Below are 17,790 nucleotides of genomic sequence, written 5' to 3'. Positions count from 1 at the left end.
GCCTGCCGCCGCCGCATGGGCTGCTAGAATGACGGCCCTCGACCCGCACAAGCAAGGATCTTTGCCATGACTGCCAAGCCAACCCCCGGTCCCACCGACGAGCCCTTGTTGCCGGTTGTCGAACGTCAAACCGGTGATTCGCCGAAGTGCGCGATTATCTGGCTGCACGGTCTGGGGGCCGACGGACACGACTTCGAGCCTATCGTAGACGAGTTCGATTTCGACCAGCTGCCGGCCGTCCGCTTCGTTTTCCCCCATGCGCCCATGCGTGCCGTGACGATCAATGCCGGTTACGTCATGCGCGCCTGGTACGACATCGTATCGCTTGACTTTGCGCCCGGACGCGAGGAGGAGGAAGGCGTGCGTCAGTCCGCTCGGCAGGTCGAAGCCTTGATCGCCCGTGAAAACGCACGCGGAATTCCCGACGGGCGCATCGTCTTGGCCGGCTTCTCGCAGGGCGGAGTAGTTGCCCTGCACACGGGCTTGCGTCATCCGCAGCGCCTGGCCGGTATTCTGGCGCTTTCGTGCTACCTGCCGCTGGTCGACACGCTGACCAGCGAAGCGCAGGCGGCCAACCGGGATGTGCCGATCTTCATGGCCCACGGACAGGCCGACGCGGTCATTCCTTACGACCTCGGAAAACGTGCGGCCAAGCGGCTGAAGGCCGACGGTTACCGCGTGCAGTGGCAGGGCTACGCCGCCGAGCATTCCGTGTGCAGCGAGGAACTGAACGACATCGAAAGCTGGCTGCATCAGGTACTGGCCGACGTTTGCTGAACCGCCTGCCGCACCGCCGGCACCCTTTTCTCGACGACCGCCGCGGAGTTGATTACACTTCCATCAAATCCTTATTCCTGATGGGGGAAAGTCATGCGCCGAGTCGTCTTCAATCAGAAGGGTGGCGTGGGCAAGTCCACGATTGCCTGCAATCTGGCGGCGATCGCCGCCGCGCGGGGTCGCCGGACCTTGCTTGTCGACCTCGATGCGCAAGCCAACGCGTCGCGCTACCTGCTCGGCAAGGCGCTGGACGAGCAGCGCCGGACTCTCGCGCATTTCTTCGACGATATCCTCGGTTACCGGCTGTTTCCCGAGGGACTCGCGAGCTACGTGACGCGCACCCGCTTTCCCAATCTCGACCTGCTGCCGTCCGACTCACGGCTCGAGGAGCTGCAGTACAAGCTCGAATCGCGCTACAAGATGTACAAGTTGCGTGAATCGCTGGAGAAGCTGCCGGTTTACGGCGAGATCTTCATCGACACGCCGCCGGCGCTGAATTTTTACACTCGTTCCGCACTGATCGCCGCCGACACGTGTCTGATTCCCTTCGATTGCGACGATTTTTCACGCCGCGCGCTGTACACGCTCTTGGACAATGTGCGCGAGATCCAGAACGACCACAATCGCAACCTGCGCGTCGAAGGGATCGTGGTGAACCACTATCAGGCGGCAGCCAAGCTCCCGCTGCGCCTGGTCGATGAACTACGGGGCGAGGGATTGCCCATCCTCGACGCCTTCCTTTCGGCGTCGATCAAGATCCGCGAGTCGCACCATCAGGCACTGCCCATGATTCACCTCGATCCGCGGCACAAGCTGACCGCCGAGTTCGCCGCGCTCTACGACCACCTGGCACAGTGAGCGGCAAGCCGTGCCACTGAGCGCCGCCTTCGATACGCCCCCGCTTCGCCTATCGGAGCAGTCGACGTAGGCCAAGCCGGTGTATGATTCCCTTTCGTCATTAATGCTCAGGAGATGGCCATGCTCGCTGTACGCCAGTGTCTGCGACTGTTGGCAACCGTCCTGTTGCTCCTCGGCGCGGCGACTCCAGTCGTCGCAGCGAACAAGGGTCAGGTGGCGCTGGTGGTCGGCATTGGTGCCTATCAGAATGCCCCGGCGCTACCCAATCCGCCGAAAGACGCGCGAGCGATCGCAGAATCGCTGAAGAAGATCGGCTTCGAAGTAGAACTCGCCATCGACCCCGACAAAACTCGCCTGGAGCAGGCCGTCAAACGCTTCGGCGACCAATTGCAGGGAGCCAAAGTCGGCCTGTTCTTCTACGCCGGGCATGGTCTACAGGTCAACGGACGGAACTTCCTCATACCGGCGGACGCCAAGATCGACAACGAACGTTCGTTACCCTTCTCCGCCGTCGACGCCGACCTGGTGCTGACCCAGATGGAGACCTCGACACCGGTCAGCCTGATATTTCTCGACGCTTGTCGCGACAACCCTTTTTCACGCTCGCTGGCGCGCAGTATGGGAACGCGCTCGGCCGCCGTCGGACGTGGCCTGGCGCAGATTGCCGCCGGCGAAGGGTCGCTTATCGTCTTCGCGACGCAACCCGGCAATGTGGCCGAAGACGGGAAGGCCGACCACAGTCCATTCACCGAAGCGTTGCTCAAGAATCTGGCCGCGCCGGGGCTGGAGGTGCGGCAGATGCTGACCCGGGTGCGCCAGCAAGTAAAAGAGCAGACGAACGGCAAACAGGTTCCCTGGGATCACTCGTCGCTGACCCAGGACTACTACTTCATCGGGCCGACTACGGTGATCGTTCAGCCGCCGCCAGCGTCGAGCGCCGAGCCAAAAACGGTCGGTGTCGATCCCATGGCGGTGCAACTGTCGCTCTGGGAATCGGTCCGCACGAGCCAGGATCCCGCTGACTTCGAGGACTACCTTAAGCAATACCCGGACGGCAAGTTTGCCGCCATCGCCCGGCGTCGTCTGGCGGCGCTGAAAGCGGCCTCCTTGAAGGAACGCCAGCCCGCCCGACCGGAAACCGAGGTGGCACCGGCCAGCCCGACACCAGCGGTTGAACGGCAGCCGACCAAACCGTCGCCCGCGCCGCAGCCGCCGATCGTCAAACCCAGTCCGGAAACCGTGGCGGCCTTCGACGTCATGATGCTGGGCACGGCCACCAACCTTACCGTCGGCACCACCGCCCAGGTTCAGTTTCAATTGCGCCGCTCCGGCGACAGCGTGACGGCCGCCATTCGCGTCCTGCCACCGCTGTTCGCGACAGGCGTGTTACAGGGGCAGTACCAAGGTGGTCAGTGTCTGATGCAGGGCTGGATGAACGAAGGCTTCTTGTTGAAAATGGTCGGCGCTTGTTCGGCCAGCAGTTTTTCCGGCCAGTATCAGGCCGAGAGTCCAGGCCTGGTCCAACAAGGTGTCTTTCGGCTGCAGGCCCGGCGTACAAACTGAGAATGACCGCCGTTGCTGCCGGGTGGAGCGTCCGTAAGCGCGCTCGACCGGCCTACCTTCCACCCAGCCGACAAGCCGAGCCGCTTGGCAACGCCTGCCTCGCCGTCCCACCCACCCACTGGCCAGCCAATGCATCGCACTATCTTCGATACGCCCATCGTCAATACGCTGCTACGTCTTCTCTCCATCGGTATCCTGAAACTCGGCGGCTGGCGTGTCGAAGGTAATCTGCCGGCAGGGGGTGGCAAGAGCGTGTTGATCGCCGCTCCGCACACCAGCAACTGGGACCTGCCCTACACGCTGATGGTGGCATTTTCACTGCGCCTCAACATCTACTGGATCGGCAAGGCACAGATTTTCCGGCCACCGTTTCGTGGCTTGATGATGTGGCTTGGCGGCATTCCCGTACAGCGCGAGAAGAGCAACGATTTCGTTGCGGCGTCGGTGAAAGCCATCAAAGCCGCCGACGGTCCGCTGCAGTTGGTCGTCCCGCCAGAGGGAACGCGTGCCAGGGCGCGCTACTGGAAGACCGGTTTCTACTACATAGCGCTGGGTGCCGAAGTGCCCATCGTGCTCGCCTACATGGACTACGCGACGAAGCGCAGCGGCCTGGGGCCGGTCTTCCAGCCAACCGGCGACATCGTGGCCGACATGAGCACCATCAGATCCTTCTATGCACCGTTCACCGGCAGAAACCCCGCTCAGTTCGACCCGCAGTGAGCGATAAAAGGGTACCGCTGCCATGGGCACGAACCGTGTCGACGCCTGAATCGTCTGGCTGACACTCAAATTCGGACGAAGTCCATCTTGTTGTAGCCGCGCGTGCGAGCACAGACTTCGAAGCCTTCACGGCTGCCATCGTCGTTGGTGTTGCCTTCGATCGTCTTGAAAATCTGCTCACCGGTACTGACGACGATGCCGACATGGACCCAGTCGGATGGCGTGTTGCGCATCAGGAAAAAACTGCCCGGAGCGGCTTTATCGCGACCGACAAATCGGCCTTTGGCTTTGGCCGAGTTAGCTAGCGCATCGCAGGAAAAGGACGCCGTGATCGGCAGGCTCTGGCCAAGCGCCGCGCACGCCTGTTGCAGACAGAAGCAGGCAAAGCCAGCGCACCAGGCCCACTGTTGCCCTTCGTTTCCCTTCATGTACAAGCGCACCCACGGCCCCCGGTTCTGACCGCCGACCTCGAGCGGATGCTGCGCGAGATGCTGACGGGCATAGGCAACCACCATTTCACCCAAGGACCGCCCATTCACCGGGATGATCGCCAGGGCGGCCCTCATTGGCGCCACGAGCCGACCGAAAGTGGCTTCATCGACCACTCCGGTCAACGGAACGCCAGCCCGCGCTTGGAACTCCTTGAGCGCGGCCTCGGTAGCTGGCCCGAAGTCACCGTCGACGGCAACCTGTTCGCCATGCAGGCAAAGCCACTCCTGAACGAGCTTTACCTGACCGTCTTGGTTGCCCTTTCGCAAGGGCTTCTGCAACTCCTGATCGCTCATCGTCGTCATCTCTCCTATTCTCGTCACTTATCCAGCGAGTTCGCCGGTCGGGTAGCGAGTCTACAGAGTGAAGGCCAGGCACGGCATTCGACCTCCTTATGCGGAGCCGCTCCCTACGGCCGGACTGATCAGGCGGCTGTTGCCGGTTCGCGTCGGACTAACTCGAAGCACACCCGACCCGGCACGTTGCTCGCCAGACGCAACTCATAACCCGCACTCGCCGCCTGTTGCGCGGCGTGGTAGAGTCCGATGCCGAGACCGCTTTCAGACGCCACGGGCGTTTGCAACAGTTCGCCGAGGATGTCGTCGCGGATCGCGCTGCCGTTGTCACAGACGCTCAGCAACGAAGCATCGGTCGCCAGCACCACGTGCACCTTCACGCCGTTTTCCGACTGCCCTTTGAGCAGCGCGTTTTGTATCAGATTGTCGGTCACACCGTCGAACAACGCGGTTGGCAATAGCGCGTCCGGATCGGGGTCGACATCCGCAAAGCTGACCGCCGAATCCACGTAGCGCTGCTGCTGTATGCGCCACCACATCGCTGCCGGCAACACGCCGCCAGCTTCGCTTTGCGGCTTCTGCAGCTTGTCCAGGGTGTGCTGCAGGCGCTGCGTGATCTGCGGCAACTGGCGGCGCAGCAGCGGTTCCAGCCGGCCGTCGTCTTTGCCGCTCATCGTTTGCGCGAGATAACACAGATTGTTCAGCGATTGCAGCAGGTTCTTGACGTCATGCGTCAGACGGGCGCCGGTTTCATGGATCGCACGCAGGTAGCTGACTTGTTGCAGTTCGCGGGCGCGCAATTTGGCAATGTAGTGTTCGTTGGCCAATTGCGCCAGTAGATGGAAATGCCAGATCAGCGCCGGACTGAGCTTGTGACGGGTGTGCAGCGTGAGCCGCAAAGGTTGTCCGGGGAAAGTGTGGCAAAAGCGCGACTCCTGACCGAAGGATCCGGTGCGGGCGCCACCTGACGACCAAGAGCCTCCATCCACCCAAGGCAAGTCGAGCATTTCGGCGAGCGCCTGCGACAAGAAGCGCTCCGGATCGCTCTCGTCCGCCGCCAGGGTCGTCAGCCGATGCAGCCATTTTTCGAAGGGCAGGCCGATCGTCAGGAGATAACGCGAGAAGAAGACGTCAATGCCGGTAAAACCGGGACGCGTATTCCATGTCCAACCGATCAGCAACAGCAGGGCGGCCATCGCGATCAGCGTATCGATCACCGCCTCGAGATAGCTGGACTGGCGGAGGAGCATGAACGCCAGGCTGCCGAGTACGAGAACCGCGACTAGTAGAAAGATCAGCAGGCTGTAGAACAGATCGACCATCGCGCTGCCTGGCCGGTCGCTTTCCCGGGACAGCGGCAGCAGCATCATGATCACCAAAAAGAGCGGCATTCCCCAGGCGAACTCACGATCCAACGCGGGGCCGACCAGCGCCGGACCGCCGACCACTTTGGGAACCAGCCAGAAAAGGAGCGCCGCCAACAGATACGCAAAAGCGATCAAATAAAAAATTCGAGTCGGCCGGTGGTCGGTGAACATCACCCGGCCGCCAACCAACGCCGCCAGCAAAATGACCCAGGTGATCAGCAGCCACCAGCCGTACCATGCGGCACCACAGCCAATCACCACGGTGATCACCGCAAGCCCGCTGAAGTCGATCTGCCGCTCGGCGTAGACGAAAGGTTGCCAGAGGATGAACAAACCGACATCGACCAGCCAGCATAGCAGACCGAAGCGTGTCGACGGGTCGGCCACCAAGGCCAGATGCAACAGCCCGAGCAGGGCGATCAACAGCCAGCGCTGGCGTTGGCGCAAGGACATTCCCAGGCGCCGGAGAACGCTCATCCGATGTTTCCGTGGCGGGAAAACCAGCGGTCCGCCATGCCCGGCAGGTGTCCGAGTCTCGACACCTGTGTCCGCAACTCGACAGCCCGCTCGCTGACTGTGACGAAATTGGCGCAATTCCGCTGGCACGAAAAGTGCTTTACGTTTGGCATGATGTTCGACACGGAGTCAAGAAAGAAATGAACAAGCAACAGTCGGGCTTTACTCTGGTGGAGATTGCCATTGTACTCGTCATCATCGGCCTGCTGCTTGGCGGCGTCCTGAAAGGCCAGGAACTGATCAACAGCGCCAAGGTGAAGAACATGGTAAGTGATTTCCGTACGGTTCCGACCCTGATCTATGGCTATCAGGACCGTTTCCGGGTCTTCCCCGGTGATCAGACACAGGCGCAACTGACGGCGGCGTTTGGCACCACCGCTCTCGGCGCACCGCTCGCGACAGCCTGTAAGGCGGCTACGGCCGGCTGCGTTCCGGGTAACGGGCGCATGGACGGCAACTGGAACGACTTGGCAGACAGCGAAACCTATGTTTTCTGGCAACACGTCCGTCTCGCCAACCTGGCGACCGGGACGGTCAATCTTGGTACCGCCGAGTACGAGCCACGCAACGCCGACGGCGGCCGAATCGGCATCGAAGGGGTTGTCCTGAACGCTGGCGGAGCGGCGAATCCGTGGATTGCCGGCATGCGCGGCTCGTTCTACGTGTGCTCCGACAACATCGTGGGCCGCCTCGTCAGGCAGATCGACACCAGCATGGACGATGGCAACACTGCCGCCGGCTCCGTCCAGGCGGTGTTGGCCGGCTCTGGCCGTGGTACCCTGCCGACGGCTACGGCGGCCATCGTCGACAACCAGCAGTACATCGTCTGCGCGGCTTTTTGAGCGGCTACCGCGGTCAGTGACCGCGCGACGCCCCTCAACGTCACTTAGTTGACCAAACGCGATCACTCCGGACCACGCCGGAAGTATCGCTATTTTCCGATACAAAAACGCCCGAAAATCTCTCCCAGAAGATCGTCGGCGCTGTAGTCGCCGGTGATCGCACCGAGCGCCGACTGGGCGAGCCTCAGTTCCTCGGCGAACAGTTCGAGGCACGGCAATTGCCCAGAGGCCGCCTCGACATGCTGGCGGGTTTCAGCCAGGGCGAGCAGATGACGTTGGCGGGCGATAAAGACATCTTCGGCCGGCTGCCAACCGGCGACCTGCAGCAACTCCTGGCGCAATAGATCCATGCCGTCACCGGACTTGGCCGACAAGGCAATCGCTACGCCGTCAACTTCGTCGCGCCTTTCGGACGGGTACGGCGTCAGATCGATCTTGTTGTACACCGTCAGGCGGACCAGGCGGTCGGGAAGGCGCGCCAGAATGGCACGTTCGGCGTCGCCGACACCGGTCCGTGCGTCGACCAGCAGTACGACGACATCGGCGCGGTCGATCTCGCGCCAGGTGCGTTCGATACCCAGTTTTTCGATCTGATCTTCGGTGTCACGCAAGCCCGCAGTGTCGATCACGTGCAGCGGAACGCCCTGCACCTGCAGCGTGCTGCGGACCAGATCACGTGTCGTTCCCGGCGACGCCGTGACGATCGCCAGTTCGTCACCGGCCAGGCGGTTGAGGAGGCTCGACTTACCGACATTCGGCTGCCCCGCCAGAACCACGTGCAGACCTCCCTGCAACAGACGGCCTTGCCGGGCGCGCTCGAAAACCTGGCGCAGATGCTTTTGAAGGCGATCGAGGCGGCCGAAGGCGTCAGCCTCCTGCAGGAAGTCCACCTCCTCATCCGGGAAGTCGAGGGTAGCTTCGACCAGCGCGCGCAGTTCGATCAACTCGGCGAGCAGGTCTCGTACCTCTCCCGAAAACTCGCCTTGCAGCGAACGCACGGCACTGCGCGCCGCGGCGCTTGTCGCGGCGTCGATCAAATCGATCACCGCTTCAGCCTGCGTCAGGTCCAGCTTGCCGTTGAGGTAGGCGCGACGAGTGAACTCGCCGGGCTCGGCGAGCCGCGCACCCAGCTCGAGGCAGCGCTGGAGAAGCATCTGAAGAACGATCGGACCGCCATGAGCCTGCAGTTCGAGCACGTCGTCGCCGGTAAAGGAGTGCGGCGCCGGAAAATGGAGAAGCAGGCCGCGATCGATGGCGCTCCCTTCGGCCGACCGGAAGTCGCAGAGCGTCGCGCGGCGCGGCGCGGGCCGTTTGCCGCTCAACGATTCCGCCAGGTCAAGCAAGTCCGTGCCGGCAATACGAATGACGCCCACGCCACCCCGACCGGGCGCGGTCGCTATGGCCGCTATCGTATCGGCCGCGCCGTGGCTCGTCTCAGGCCTTGCTGTCGTTGGCGGCTTTGGCGCCACCCTCGATCATCCGCGTGATCTGCCATTGCTGAGCAATCGACAGGATGTTGTTCACCACCCAGTAAAGCACCAGACCGGCCGGGAAGAAGAAGAACATGGCACCGAATATGAACGGCATCATCATCATCACCTTGGCCTGAATCGGATCGGGAGGCGTCGGATTGAGCTTGGTCTGAATCAGCATGGTGACCACCATGATCACCGGCAGGACATAGTAGGGATCCTGCGCCGAGAGGTCGGTGATCCAAAGAATCCACGGCGCATCACGGATCTCGACGGCACCGAGCAGCGCCCAGTAGAGTGCGATGAAGACCGGGATCTGGACGGCAATCGGCAGGCAACCACCCAGCGGATTGATCTTCTCGCGCTTGTAGAGCGCCATCATCTCCTGGTTCAGTTTCTGGCGGTCGTCGCCGTAGCGCTCCTTGAGAGCCATCAAGCGTGGTGTGACGGTTCGCATCTTGGCCATCGACTTATAGCTGGCCGCCGATAGCGGGAAAAACAGCAGCTTGATGCCGATGGTCAGGAGGACGATTGCCCAGCCCCAATTGCCGACGACCCGGTGAATCGCTTCCAGGCACCAGAAGATCGGTGCGGCAACGATCGTCAGCCAACCATAATCGACGACGAGCGGTAGTCCCTGCGCGCCGACCCCACCCTCGGATTCGGGTTTGGCCAGTTGCTCGAGCGCTACCTGGATCTGCGGCCCGGCAAAAATGGGGACCGAAAAGGCGATCTTCGAACCGGGTGCGGCGACCGGCGCCGGAATGATGACGCCGGCAGCGACGGCTGGACCTGATCCACCTTCGAGCCTGCGCATATAGAACTCGCGCGGCAAACCGGGCGCCGGGAGCCAAGCGGCAACGAAATAGTGCTGCACCATCGCCACCCACCCATTGTCAGCCTTGACCGCGAACTTGGCCTTGCCCTTCTCGATATCGGCGAAGTCGACCTTCTGATACTTCTCCTGATCCGTATAAACGGCAGGGCCGGTATAAGTCGACACCATCGAGCTTTCGCCATCGGGAGCTTTGGTGTCACGCTGCAACTGAAAATACGCGTGCGCGGCAACTTCCTTGTCGCTACCGTTTTCGATTTCGTGCGACACTTTGACCAAGTAACTGCCACGGGTAAACGTGAAGACCTTGGCGACTTTGACACCGCCACTAGCCGGAGCCTCGAGGCGCAGCTCGACAGTTCGCGCATCGGGGGCCAGCTCTCGGTTGCCCGCAACGGCAGAGAAGACGGTCTTGTGATTCGGCAGACCGTCGCCAATCAGACCGCTTTGCGCAACATACTGGTGCTTGGCCTCGAAAAGGGAGAAATCCCTGTTCTTGTCCGTACTGTCCTTGTACTGGTGCAGATCAAGGCGAACGATGTCACCACCTTGCCGGGAAATGTGGGCGATGAAGAGATCGGTCTTGACGGTAACGGTTGCGGCTTTATCCATAGCGTCGCCAACCGCAGTCTCTGGAACAACCGGAATCGGCGCGTGCAGGCTCGCCGATGGTTGCGGTGCCGGTGCCTGAACGGTGCTTGCCGGCGCGGCGGACGCTAAGGCCTTTGGCTGATTGAATTTCTGCCAGGCATCCCAAAGCATGACCAATGAGAAGGAAAAAACCAGTAACAGCAGTAGGCGACGATTATCCATTCAGGCCTATACAATTCCAGTAATGGTCAGGGCAGTGGATCGAAACCACCGGGATGCCACGGGTGGCAACGAAGCAAGCGATACAGGGCAAGGCGAGTTCCCTTGCCGGCACCGTATTTCCCAAGCGCTTCAGACGCATACTCGGAACAGCTGGGAAAAAAGCGGCAATGGCGCCCGAGCAAGGGGCTGATCGCATAGCGATAGAACCCTATCAGCGCCAGCAAGAAGTTTTTCATTACATCATCGTCCCGTAGTCTTCATCCGGCTCAGCAAACCAACGATCTCCTGCGCCAGAGTTCGCCGGTCCAGGGGCATTGGCCTGACCGCCAGACGCACTACCAGATCGCAGGCCCGAAGACTCGCCCGCAGCAGCCGGAAATGTTCTCTGACCAATCGGCGAACCAGGTTTCGATCAACGGAACGACGCAGGAAACGTTTGGCAACCACCAAGCCCAGACGAGCCCCTGTTCCTTCCGCGGCGCCGCGCGGCCGGTAATGTAGCAGGAAATGACGGCTCTTCAGCGTCCGCCGGAAACTAAAAACGGATGAATATTCATCCGTTTTCAGAAGGCGGTAGTGCTTTGGAAAGGCAGCAGCGGCCGGTTCCCGATCCCCAACGGTATCGGAACTAAAGTTCAAACTGCCAGACGGTGACGACCTTTGGCACGACGAGCGCGAATGACCGCGCGACCGCCACGGGTGGACATGCGAACAAGGAAGCCGTGGGTACGTTTGCGACGGACGACCGACGGCTGATAGGTACGTTTCATGGTTAAGCCCTTGAATTCAACGCGAAGTGAACATGGGATTAGACAGCTTTAGTTGGCTTCCTGTCAAGGCCATATTTTTGATGCTGCTGTGGATAACTTTTGATCGACGGGTTAGAATTCAACCTAGAGCAGTGCTGACGAGCGCCCCGACAGGTTCTCAGGGGCGGCGAGGCGACATATTCGGTCGTGCGTCAGTGTTTTTTCTGCTTTCGATAAGGCATACTATCTTATTGTAAATAATAATAATTTTTTTACGGCCCGCTGCGGGCGCTGACCTCAGGATCCCACCCCATGACCCTCGATGAGTAGTTTCTGGTCCTCGTGTCTGAGCCGGTTCGAACAGGAACTTCCACCTCAGCAGTTCAATACCTGGATACGTCCCCTTCGCCTCGAGGGCGAGGAGGATCTGGCGCGCGGCTTGCGCCTGCTCGCACCCAATGGATTCATCCTGAAATGGGTCAAGGAGCGCTATCTAGCGCGCATCGAAGAACTTGGCTGCGAGTACTTCTCGGCGCCGATCGACATCAGCCTGATCCTCGGTGAGCGCCACACGTCGGCAAAGGGCTCGGTGGCTTCGGGCCAGACGCGTCTGTCACCTAACGACAAACCACCGGCCGCCGGAATACCGACGGCAAAAGCCTCCGGCGCGGCAAAACCGTCTGTGCCTGAGCGTGACCGGTCGAGTTACGAGAAGACTCGGTTGATCCCTTCCTTCACCTTCGAAAATCTTATCGTGGGCAAGGCCAACGATCTTGCCCGCGCCGCTTCCCGGCAGGTCGCGGGCAGCCCTGGCGAGGCAACCTATAACCCTTTGTTCATCTACGGCGGTGCCGGCCTGGGAAAAACACATCTGATCCATGCGATCGGCAACCACATTCTCGAGACCTGCCCTGACAAGGTCGTTCGTTATGTCCATGCCGAGGACTACTATTCCGATGTCGTCCGCGCCTATCAACAGAAGTCTTTCGACGTGTTCAAGCGTTACTATCGTTCGCTCGATGTGCTGCTCCTCGACGACGTCCATTTCTTCAACGGAAAGAACCGAACACAAGAAGAATTCTTCTACGTTTTCAACGCACTGACTGAAACAAGAAAGCAACTCGTAATCAGTTCAGACACCTATCCGAAGAACATTTCGGGACTCGAGGATCGATTGGTCACCCGTTTCGACTGGGGCCTGACGGTCCAGATCGAACCGCCGGAAACCGAAATGCGCGTGGCGATCCTGAAAAAGAAGGCGGAACTCGAAGGCGTTCTGCTCGACGATGAAGTGGCCTTCTACATTGCCAAGCATCTGCGCTCCAACGTCCGCGAACTGGAGGGTGCTCTGAAGAAGGTACTTGCCTACTCGGCGTTTCACGGCCGGGAGATCGCTCTCGATCTGGCCAAGGAGGCGCTCAAGGACGTCATCGGTTCGGTAAACCGGCAGATTACCGTCGACAGCATCCAGAAGACGGTGGCGGACTACTTCAAGATCAAGGTCGCCGATCTCTTTTCCAAAAAGCGGACACGCGTCATCGTACGGCCACGCCAGATCGCCATGTGGCTGGCAAAGAATCTGACCTCGCAGAGCTACCCGTCGATCGGCGAGGCTTTCGGTGGCCGGGACCACACTACCGTACTGCATGCTGTACGGACCATCGACGAGCTGCGCGGCAAGGACAACGAACTGAACCACGATGTACACGTTCTCCTGCAAGTGCTTAAGGGCTGAAGACCTTGTAAAAGTACGTGGGAAAACACCGGACAGTCAGTGGAAAAAGACCGCTCGCTCAGCCATGTGGATAAGTTGTCAGTTTTTATCCACAGATCCATACCCCTCTTTTGCACTCTCCTGACGATCATAACGCGCTGAAAATAAACAAGATAAATAAATTTCAACAGACTTGTTCCGACAATTGTCTTTATAGGATCTATATCTATGCTTCTTATCAAAACACGGCGCGACACTTTGCTGGGACCTCTACAGGCAGTTTCGGGAATAGTCGAAAAGCGCCACACGTTGCCGATTCTGTCCAATGTCCTACTCGAGAAACGAGGCGACCTGCTGACGTTTCTCGCCACCGACATCGAGATCCAGATCACCACTTCGAGCAGTTCTGCCGATGGCGATGGCGATGGCGATGGCGCGGTAACGGTCGGGGCACGCAAACTCCTGGAGATCTTGCGCTCGCTGCCGGACAGTGCAGAAGTCAGCCTGTTTCTCGATGACCGGCGGTTGTTGGTGAAAGCAGGGAAGAGTCGCTTCAGCCTACAGACGTTGCCGGCCGAGGATTTTCCCAGCATGGCACTGTCCGAAGGTGAGGTCAGGAAGTTTTCTGTCACTCAGAAAGCATTCCGGCACCTGCTCGCGCAAACACAGTACTCGATGGCGGTCCAGGACGTTCGCTTCTACCTCAACGGCCTGCTATTGCTGGTCGATGGCAACGACCTGCGTGCGGTGGCGACCGACGGCCATCGACTCGCCTACTCCAGCATGCCTTTGGCAGACGAGGCGTTGTCCGGTTTGCCGGCGGACGGTGCGGCACGCCAGGAACTGATCCTGCCACGCAAGGCCGTCATGGAGCTGAGTCGCTTGCTGGTCGATAACGAAGAACCTTTGTCTATCGAAATGCTTTCCAACCAGATTCGCTTTCGGTTTGGCCAGATCAGCCTGGTATCCAAACTGATCGACGGCCGGTTTCCGGATTACGAGCGGGTCGTACCGGTGAGCTTGAGGAATATCGTTACGGTCAATCGCAGTCTCCTGCTGCAGTCGATGATCCGTGCTGCGATCTTGACCAACGAGAAGTTTCGCGGTGTTCGGCTGATGCTTTCGGAAGGCAGCTTGAAAATCATGGCGGCCAACGCCGAGCAGGAAGAAGCGCAAGAGGAGATCGAGGTCGACTACCACGGCGAAGCGCTCGATGTCGGTTTCAACGTTGCCTATCTGCTTGACGTGCTGAACAACACTTCGGCCGAAACGATCGACTGGGGATTCAACGACGCCAATTCCAGCGCCTTGCTGACCGTTCCCGGCAACGAGCGCTTCAAGTATGTGGTAATGCCGATGCGCATTTGAGGAGATCGCTGCTTGCGCCGTCAGTGAAGAGTGGGACGCAGGACGTACGGCACGACCGAGCCCTCGCCCTCGGCGGCGGCACCGCCAAGATAGCGTCACGGATTCAACGGGAAAGAGACAGTAATTCGACAATGATTGAAGACAACGAGCAACCAGCCTACGACGAATTCAGCATCCAGCAGCTCGAGGGTCTGGAGGCCGTGCGCAAGCGGCCTGGAATGTATATTGGCGATACGTCCGACGGTACCGGTTTGCACCACATGGTTTTCGAAGTGGTCGACAATGCCATCGACGAAGCCCTCGCCGGCCACTGCGACGATATTGTCGTGACGATCCATGCCGACAATTCCATATCCGTGGCCGACAACGGTCGCGGCATTCCGACGGGCATCAAGTTCGACGACAAACATGAGCCCCGACGTTCGGCAGCTGAAATAGTGATGTGCGTGCTGCACGCGGGCGGCAAGTTCAACCAGAATTCCTACAAAGTGTCCGGAGGCTTGCACGGCGTCGGGGTTTCCTGTGTCAACGCGCTATCCAGGTGGCTACGTTTGATCATACGGCGAGACGGCAAGAAATTCCTGCTCGAGTTCAACCGCGGAGCCGTCGTCGACCGTTTGATCGAAGTTCAGAAGGGCGTCGAGGTATCGCCGCTGCGCGTCGTGGCGGCAACCGAAAAACGCGGCACCGAGCTTCACTTCATGGCCGACGAGGAAATTTTCGGTCAGGTCGAGTTTCACTACGAAATTATCGCCAAACGCCTGCGCGAGCTGTCCTTTCTCAACAATGGCGTGAAGATTCGCCTCAACGATCAGCGTATCGGCAAGGAAGAGGACTTCGCCTTCCTAGGGGGTGTCAAGGGTTTCGTCGAGTACATCAACCGTACGAAGTCGGTCCTGCATACGAACATCTTTCACGCCAGCGGCGATTCGCTCAGCACCAACGGGCTGATCAGCGTCGAGGTGGCGATGCAGTGGAACGACAGTTACGCCGAGCAGGTACTTTGTTTTACGAACAACATCCCGCAGGCCGATGGCGGAACCCATATGACGGGCCTGCGTGCCGCGATGACGCGGGTGATCAACCGCTATATCGAAGAGAATGAAATCGCCAAGAAGGCAAAGGTCGATATTACCGGTGACGATATGCGCGAGGGCCTTGCCTGTGTGCTCTCGGTCAAAATGCCCGATCCAAAATTTGCGTCGCAGACCAAGATGAAACTGGTTTCGTCCGAAGCACGGCCGGCAGTTGAAGAGGTCGTAGCGACGAAACTCAGCGAGTACTTGCAGGAGCGTCCGGTTGATGCCAAGGTGATCACCGGCAAGATCATCGAAGCGGCGCGCGCACGCGATGCCGCGCGCAAGGCGCGGGAGATGACGCGTCGCAAGGGACTGCTCGACGGTGTGGGCTTACCTGGCAAGCTCGCCGATTGCCAGGAGAAAGATCCCGCGCTGTGCGAACTCTATCTGGTCGAGGGCGACTCGGCCGGCGGTTCGGCCAAGCAAGGCCGTGATCGGAAGTTTCAGGCCATCCTGCCACTCAAGGGAAAAATCCTCAATGTCGAGAAGGCACGCTTCGATAAACTGATCTCGTCGCAGGAAATCGCAACCCTGATCACCGCACTTGGCACCGGTATCGGCAAAGATGAATACAAACCGGAGAAATTGCGTTACCACCGATTGATCATCATGACCGACGCAGACGTAGACGGCGCGCACATCCGTACCCTGCTTCTGACCTTTTTCTATCGCCAGATGCCTGAACTCGTCGAGAGTGGCCACATCTACATCGCGCAGCCACCGCTGTACAAGGTCAAGCATGGCAAGACCGAGCGCTACATCAAGGATGATCAGGCACTCAAGCAGTTTCTGTTGTCGCTGGCCCTGGAGGGTGCGGTGCTGACGCCACGCGCCGGGGCGCCGGAGATCTCGGGCAGCACGCTCGAACAACTGGCAAGAGAGTATCTGCTCGCCGAAAGCGTGATCAATCGCCTGTCGCACCTGATCAACCCGGAAGTGCTGCACGCATTGATCGATGCCAATCTCAAGATCGATTTGACCGACGAAACATCTTCCGTCGCCAGTGCGGATGCCTTGATGATAGCGCTGGGCGACAAGCTCGGTATCCGTATCGTGGCACGCTACGATACGGCTCATGAACGCTGGCAACTGCGGCTGGAGAAGATTCTTCATGGCAACCTGAAGGTCGGTATCATCGATGAAGACCTGCTGGTAAGCGGCGACTACGCTCAGTTGCGCAAAACGGCGGAGATGTTGGCTGGTCTGTTTGGCCCGGGTGGCGTGGTGACGCGCGGCGATCGCAAGCAATTGGTCGGTAGCTTTGCTGCGACGATGCAGTGGTTGCTCAGCGAAGTCGAGCGCAGCGTAAGCAAACAGCGCTACAAGGGTCTGGGCGAAATGAACCCGGAACAGCTCTGGGAAACGACGATGGATCCCAAAGTGCGACGCCTGTTGAAAGTCCAGATCGAAGATGCAATCGGCGCCGACGCGATTTTCACGACGCTGATGGGTGAACTCGTCGAGCCGCGACGTAACTTCATCGAAACGAATGCGCTGGCAGCGCGCAACATCGACGTTTGATGGCGTTGGTGTTGGTTGCCAGAGAAAGTGAAATTCTTGCCAAGATAGTGAAATATTGGTGACAGAGATAATGAAAAAAGCTCCCTCGGGAGTTTTTTTCATGGACGTATAGAAGTGGAAAAGTCTGAACTTCGACCGGGCCATACGCCCAATGCGCTGATTTGGTCAGCAATACGTTTCGTACCTGTCGTTCAGTTCTTGAGCACAGCACCAGATAGAAGTCCACTCACTCGAAGTTTTGCCATTGCCAAGCAGTGTGCCAAGGCCAGCGATGCAGAAGGCCCCAAGGATCAAAGCCGAATGGCTGCACTTGGTGAAGAGGTGCATGGCACATCCTGCAAACTCGACGGCCAAGTACCGGGACGCTATTGGTTCGATTGACCCCTATTCCACGGGGATAAACACCGAACCGCAGCCTGAACTCGGCACCAATTCGATATACAGAGCTTTTCGACCGACGATGACTGCAAGCATAGCCCTCCTGTCCCGACGCTTCTCTGATAAGCGGTTCCACTCCGATCTATCGAGGTCAGAAGGTTGGGGATAGTCTTCCGGATGAGTGTGCCATTCGCCCAAATAGCGGATGGTTCCCTGGCTTGCCGTCCATCGAGCCAGTGCAATGGCTTCGTGGCCGAATGGCATTCTCTCGAACAGGTAGCGAAACCGTATGTCCCATGCCGTAGGAACGTAAGCGTCCGACACAGCCACCCCTCGGGGGCGACGCGCTCAGGCTGTCGTCTTCAGTGGCAGCAGTTCGTCGATGCGGCTGTTCGGCCAATTTGGGAGCTTTTCGAGGGTCTCGGTGAGCCAG

Annotated in this window: 18 protein-coding genes; 9 read left to right on the top strand and 9 right to left on the bottom strand. The window is 59.5% G+C overall.

Going from position 1 to position 17,790, the window contains the following annotated elements:
- The first annotated feature begins 66 nt into the window (after positions 1-66).
- The 4 genes from Q1M07_RS14895 to Q1M07_RS14880 all read left to right on the top strand — a co-directional run bounded on the left by Q1M07_RS14895 (position 67) and on the right by Q1M07_RS14880 (position 3,918).
- Positions 67-777 (top strand): alpha/beta hydrolase-fold protein, encoded by a 711-nt coding sequence (locus tag Q1M07_RS14895; RefSeq protein ID WP_300454698.1) that lies wholly within the window; start codon positions 67-69, stop codon positions 775-777.
- Between the two features lie 93 nt (positions 778-870).
- On the top strand, positions 871-1,635 hold the full coding sequence (locus Q1M07_RS14890) for a ParA family protein (RefSeq protein WP_300454696.1): 765 nt from the start codon (positions 871-873) through the stop codon (positions 1,633-1,635).
- A 120-nt stretch (positions 1,636-1,755) separates the two neighbouring features.
- The gene (locus Q1M07_RS14885) at positions 1,756-3,198 is read left to right on the top strand and encodes a caspase domain-containing protein (protein ID WP_300454694.1); all 1,443 of its coding nucleotides are present in this window, start codon (positions 1,756-1,758) and stop codon (positions 3,196-3,198) included.
- A 129-nt stretch (positions 3,199-3,327) separates the two neighbouring features.
- Positions 3,328-3,918: a 1-acyl-sn-glycerol-3-phosphate acyltransferase gene (locus Q1M07_RS14880; RefSeq protein ID WP_300454692.1), complete on the top strand. Its 591-nt coding sequence runs from the start codon at positions 3,328-3,330 to the stop codon at positions 3,916-3,918.
- A 65-nt stretch (positions 3,919-3,983) separates the two neighbouring features.
- Here the strand turns inward: Q1M07_RS14880 and Q1M07_RS14875 are convergent, their stop codons facing one another.
- Positions 3,984-4,712 carry a peptidoglycan-binding protein gene (locus Q1M07_RS14875; RefSeq protein WP_300454690.1) on the bottom strand — a complete coding sequence of 243 codons (729 nt, stop codon included), beginning with the start codon at positions 4,710-4,712 and terminating at the stop codon, positions 3,984-3,986.
- Between the two features lie 119 nt (positions 4,713-4,831).
- Positions 4,832-6,547 carry a sensor histidine kinase gene (locus Q1M07_RS14870; protein ID WP_300454688.1) on the bottom strand — a complete coding sequence of 572 codons (1,716 nt, stop codon included), beginning with the start codon at positions 6,545-6,547 and terminating at the stop codon, positions 4,832-4,834.
- Positions 6,548-6,726: 179 nt separating this feature from the next.
- On the opposite strand from Q1M07_RS14870, the gene Q1M07_RS14865 reads away from it, so the two are divergent.
- On the top strand, positions 6,727-7,428 hold the full coding sequence (locus Q1M07_RS14865) for a prepilin-type N-terminal cleavage/methylation domain-containing protein (RefSeq protein ID WP_300454686.1): 702 nt from the start codon (positions 6,727-6,729) through the stop codon (positions 7,426-7,428).
- 89 nt (positions 7,429-7,517) lie between these two features.
- On the opposite strand, the gene mnmE is transcribed toward Q1M07_RS14865, so the two are convergent.
- The 5 genes from mnmE to rpmH are packed head-to-tail and all read right to left on the bottom strand — an operon-like array spanning position 7,518 to position 11,318.
- Positions 7,518-8,897 (bottom strand): tRNA uridine-5-carboxymethylaminomethyl(34) synthesis GTPase MnmE, encoded by a 1,380-nt coding sequence (mnmE, locus tag Q1M07_RS14860; RefSeq protein ID WP_300454684.1) that lies wholly within the window; start codon positions 8,895-8,897, stop codon positions 7,518-7,520.
- A complete protein-coding gene (gene yidC, locus Q1M07_RS14855) occupies positions 8,863-10,548 on the bottom strand; it encodes a membrane protein insertase YidC (RefSeq protein ID WP_300454682.1) in 1,686 nt (561 codons plus the stop codon). Before yidC ends, mnmE begins: the two co-directional genes overlap by 35 nt.
- 26 nt (positions 10,549-10,574) lie before the next feature.
- Complete coding sequence (gene yidD / locus Q1M07_RS14850) at positions 10,575-10,784, bottom strand: membrane protein insertion efficiency factor YidD (protein WP_300454680.1); 210 nt, start codon at positions 10,782-10,784, stop codon at positions 10,575-10,577.
- Positions 10,785-10,788: 4 nt separating this feature from the next.
- Positions 10,789-11,187, bottom strand: a complete 399-nt coding sequence (rnpA, locus tag Q1M07_RS14845; RefSeq protein WP_300454679.1) for a ribonuclease P protein component — start codon at positions 11,185-11,187, stop codon at positions 10,789-10,791.
- Positions 11,184-11,318 (bottom strand): 50S ribosomal protein L34, encoded by a 135-nt coding sequence (gene rpmH / locus Q1M07_RS14840; protein WP_081444259.1) that lies wholly within the window; start codon positions 11,316-11,318, stop codon positions 11,184-11,186. Before rpmH ends, rnpA begins: the two co-directional genes overlap by 4 nt.
- Before the next feature lie 301 nt (positions 11,319-11,619).
- Between rpmH and dnaA the strand changes: the two genes are divergently transcribed.
- From dnaA to Q1M07_RS14820, 4 genes are all read left to right on the top strand, one after another.
- Positions 11,620-13,032, top strand: a complete 1,413-nt coding sequence (gene dnaA, locus Q1M07_RS14835) for a chromosomal replication initiator protein DnaA (protein ID WP_300454678.1) — start codon at positions 11,620-11,622, stop codon at positions 13,030-13,032.
- A gap of 207 nt (positions 13,033-13,239) precedes the next feature.
- On the top strand, positions 13,240-14,379 hold the full coding sequence (dnaN, locus tag Q1M07_RS14830; RefSeq protein ID WP_300454677.1) for a DNA polymerase III subunit beta: 1,140 nt from the start codon (positions 13,240-13,242) through the stop codon (positions 14,377-14,379).
- A 131-nt stretch (positions 14,380-14,510) separates the two neighbouring features.
- Positions 14,511-16,979, top strand: coding sequence for a DNA topoisomerase (ATP-hydrolyzing) subunit B (gene gyrB / locus Q1M07_RS14825; protein WP_300454676.1), 2,469 nt, complete (start codon positions 14,511-14,513; stop codon positions 16,977-16,979).
- A gap of 114 nt (positions 16,980-17,093) precedes the next feature.
- The gene (locus Q1M07_RS14820; RefSeq protein ID WP_300454675.1) at positions 17,094-17,360 is read left to right on the top strand and encodes a hypothetical protein; all 267 of its coding nucleotides are present in this window, start codon (positions 17,094-17,096) and stop codon (positions 17,358-17,360) included.
- 3 nt (positions 17,361-17,363) lie between these two features.
- Here Q1M07_RS14820 and Q1M07_RS14815 read toward each other — a convergent pair whose 3' ends face one another.
- Positions 17,364-17,621 (bottom strand): Mov34/MPN/PAD-1 family protein, encoded by a 258-nt coding sequence (locus tag Q1M07_RS14815; protein WP_300454674.1) that lies wholly within the window; start codon positions 17,619-17,621, stop codon positions 17,364-17,366.
- Positions 17,622-17,705: 84 nt separating this feature from the next.
- Positions 17,706-17,790, bottom strand: an 85-nt coding sequence (locus tag Q1M07_RS18770) for a transposase domain-containing protein (protein ID WP_366983987.1), incomplete at its 5' end; no start/stop codon positions are given.

It is taken from the genome of Accumulibacter sp., from assembly GCF_029255285.1.
Classification (GTDB): domain Bacteria; phylum Pseudomonadota; class Gammaproteobacteria; order Burkholderiales; family Rhodocyclaceae; genus Accumulibacter.
Note: the sequence above shows the minus strand (reverse complement) of the source record. Positions and strands in the feature narration are given on the sequence as shown.

Bases quoted from the DNA above. Each gene is read 5' to 3' on its own strand.
- Q1M07_RS14815 (WP_300454674.1), bottom strand. From the start codon at position 17,621: ATGCCATTCGGCCACGAAGCCATTGCACTGGCTCGATGGACGGCAAGC.
- Q1M07_RS14885 (WP_300454694.1), top strand. From the start codon at position 1,756: ATGCTCGCTGTACGCCAGTGTCTGCGACTGTTGGCAACCGTCCTGTTG.
- Q1M07_RS14870 (WP_300454688.1), bottom strand. From the start codon at position 6,547: ATGAGCGTTCTCCGGCGCCTGGGAATGTCCTTGCGCCAACGCCAGCGC.
- Q1M07_RS14875 (WP_300454690.1), bottom strand. From the start codon at position 4,712: ATGACGACGATGAGCGATCAGGAGTTGCAGAAGCCCTTGCGAAAGGGC.
- yidD (WP_300454680.1), bottom strand. From the start codon at position 10,784: ATGAAAAACTTCTTGCTGGCGCTGATAGGGTTCTATCGCTATGCGATC.
- Q1M07_RS14895 (WP_300454698.1), top strand. From the start codon at position 67: ATGACTGCCAAGCCAACCCCCGGTCCCACCGACGAGCCCTTGTTGCCG.
- yidC (WP_300454682.1), bottom strand. From the start codon at position 10,548: ATGGATAATCGTCGCCTACTGCTGTTACTGGTTTTTTCCTTCTCATTG.
- Q1M07_RS14880 (WP_300454692.1), top strand. From the start codon at position 3,328: ATGCATCGCACTATCTTCGATACGCCCATCGTCAATACGCTGCTACGT.
- dnaN (WP_300454677.1), top strand. From the start codon at position 13,240: ATGCTTCTTATCAAAACACGGCGCGACACTTTGCTGGGACCTCTACAG.
- dnaA (WP_300454678.1), top strand. From the start codon at position 11,620: ATGAGTAGTTTCTGGTCCTCGTGTCTGAGCCGGTTCGAACAGGAACTT.
- Q1M07_RS14865 (WP_300454686.1), top strand. From the start codon at position 6,727: ATGAACAAGCAACAGTCGGGCTTTACTCTGGTGGAGATTGCCATTGTA.
- gyrB (WP_300454676.1), top strand. From the start codon at position 14,511: ATGATTGAAGACAACGAGCAACCAGCCTACGACGAATTCAGCATCCAG.
- Q1M07_RS14890 (WP_300454696.1), top strand. From the start codon at position 871: ATGCGCCGAGTCGTCTTCAATCAGAAGGGTGGCGTGGGCAAGTCCACG.
- rpmH (WP_081444259.1), bottom strand. From the start codon at position 11,318: ATGAAACGTACCTATCAGCCGTCGGTCGTCCGTCGCAAACGTACCCAC.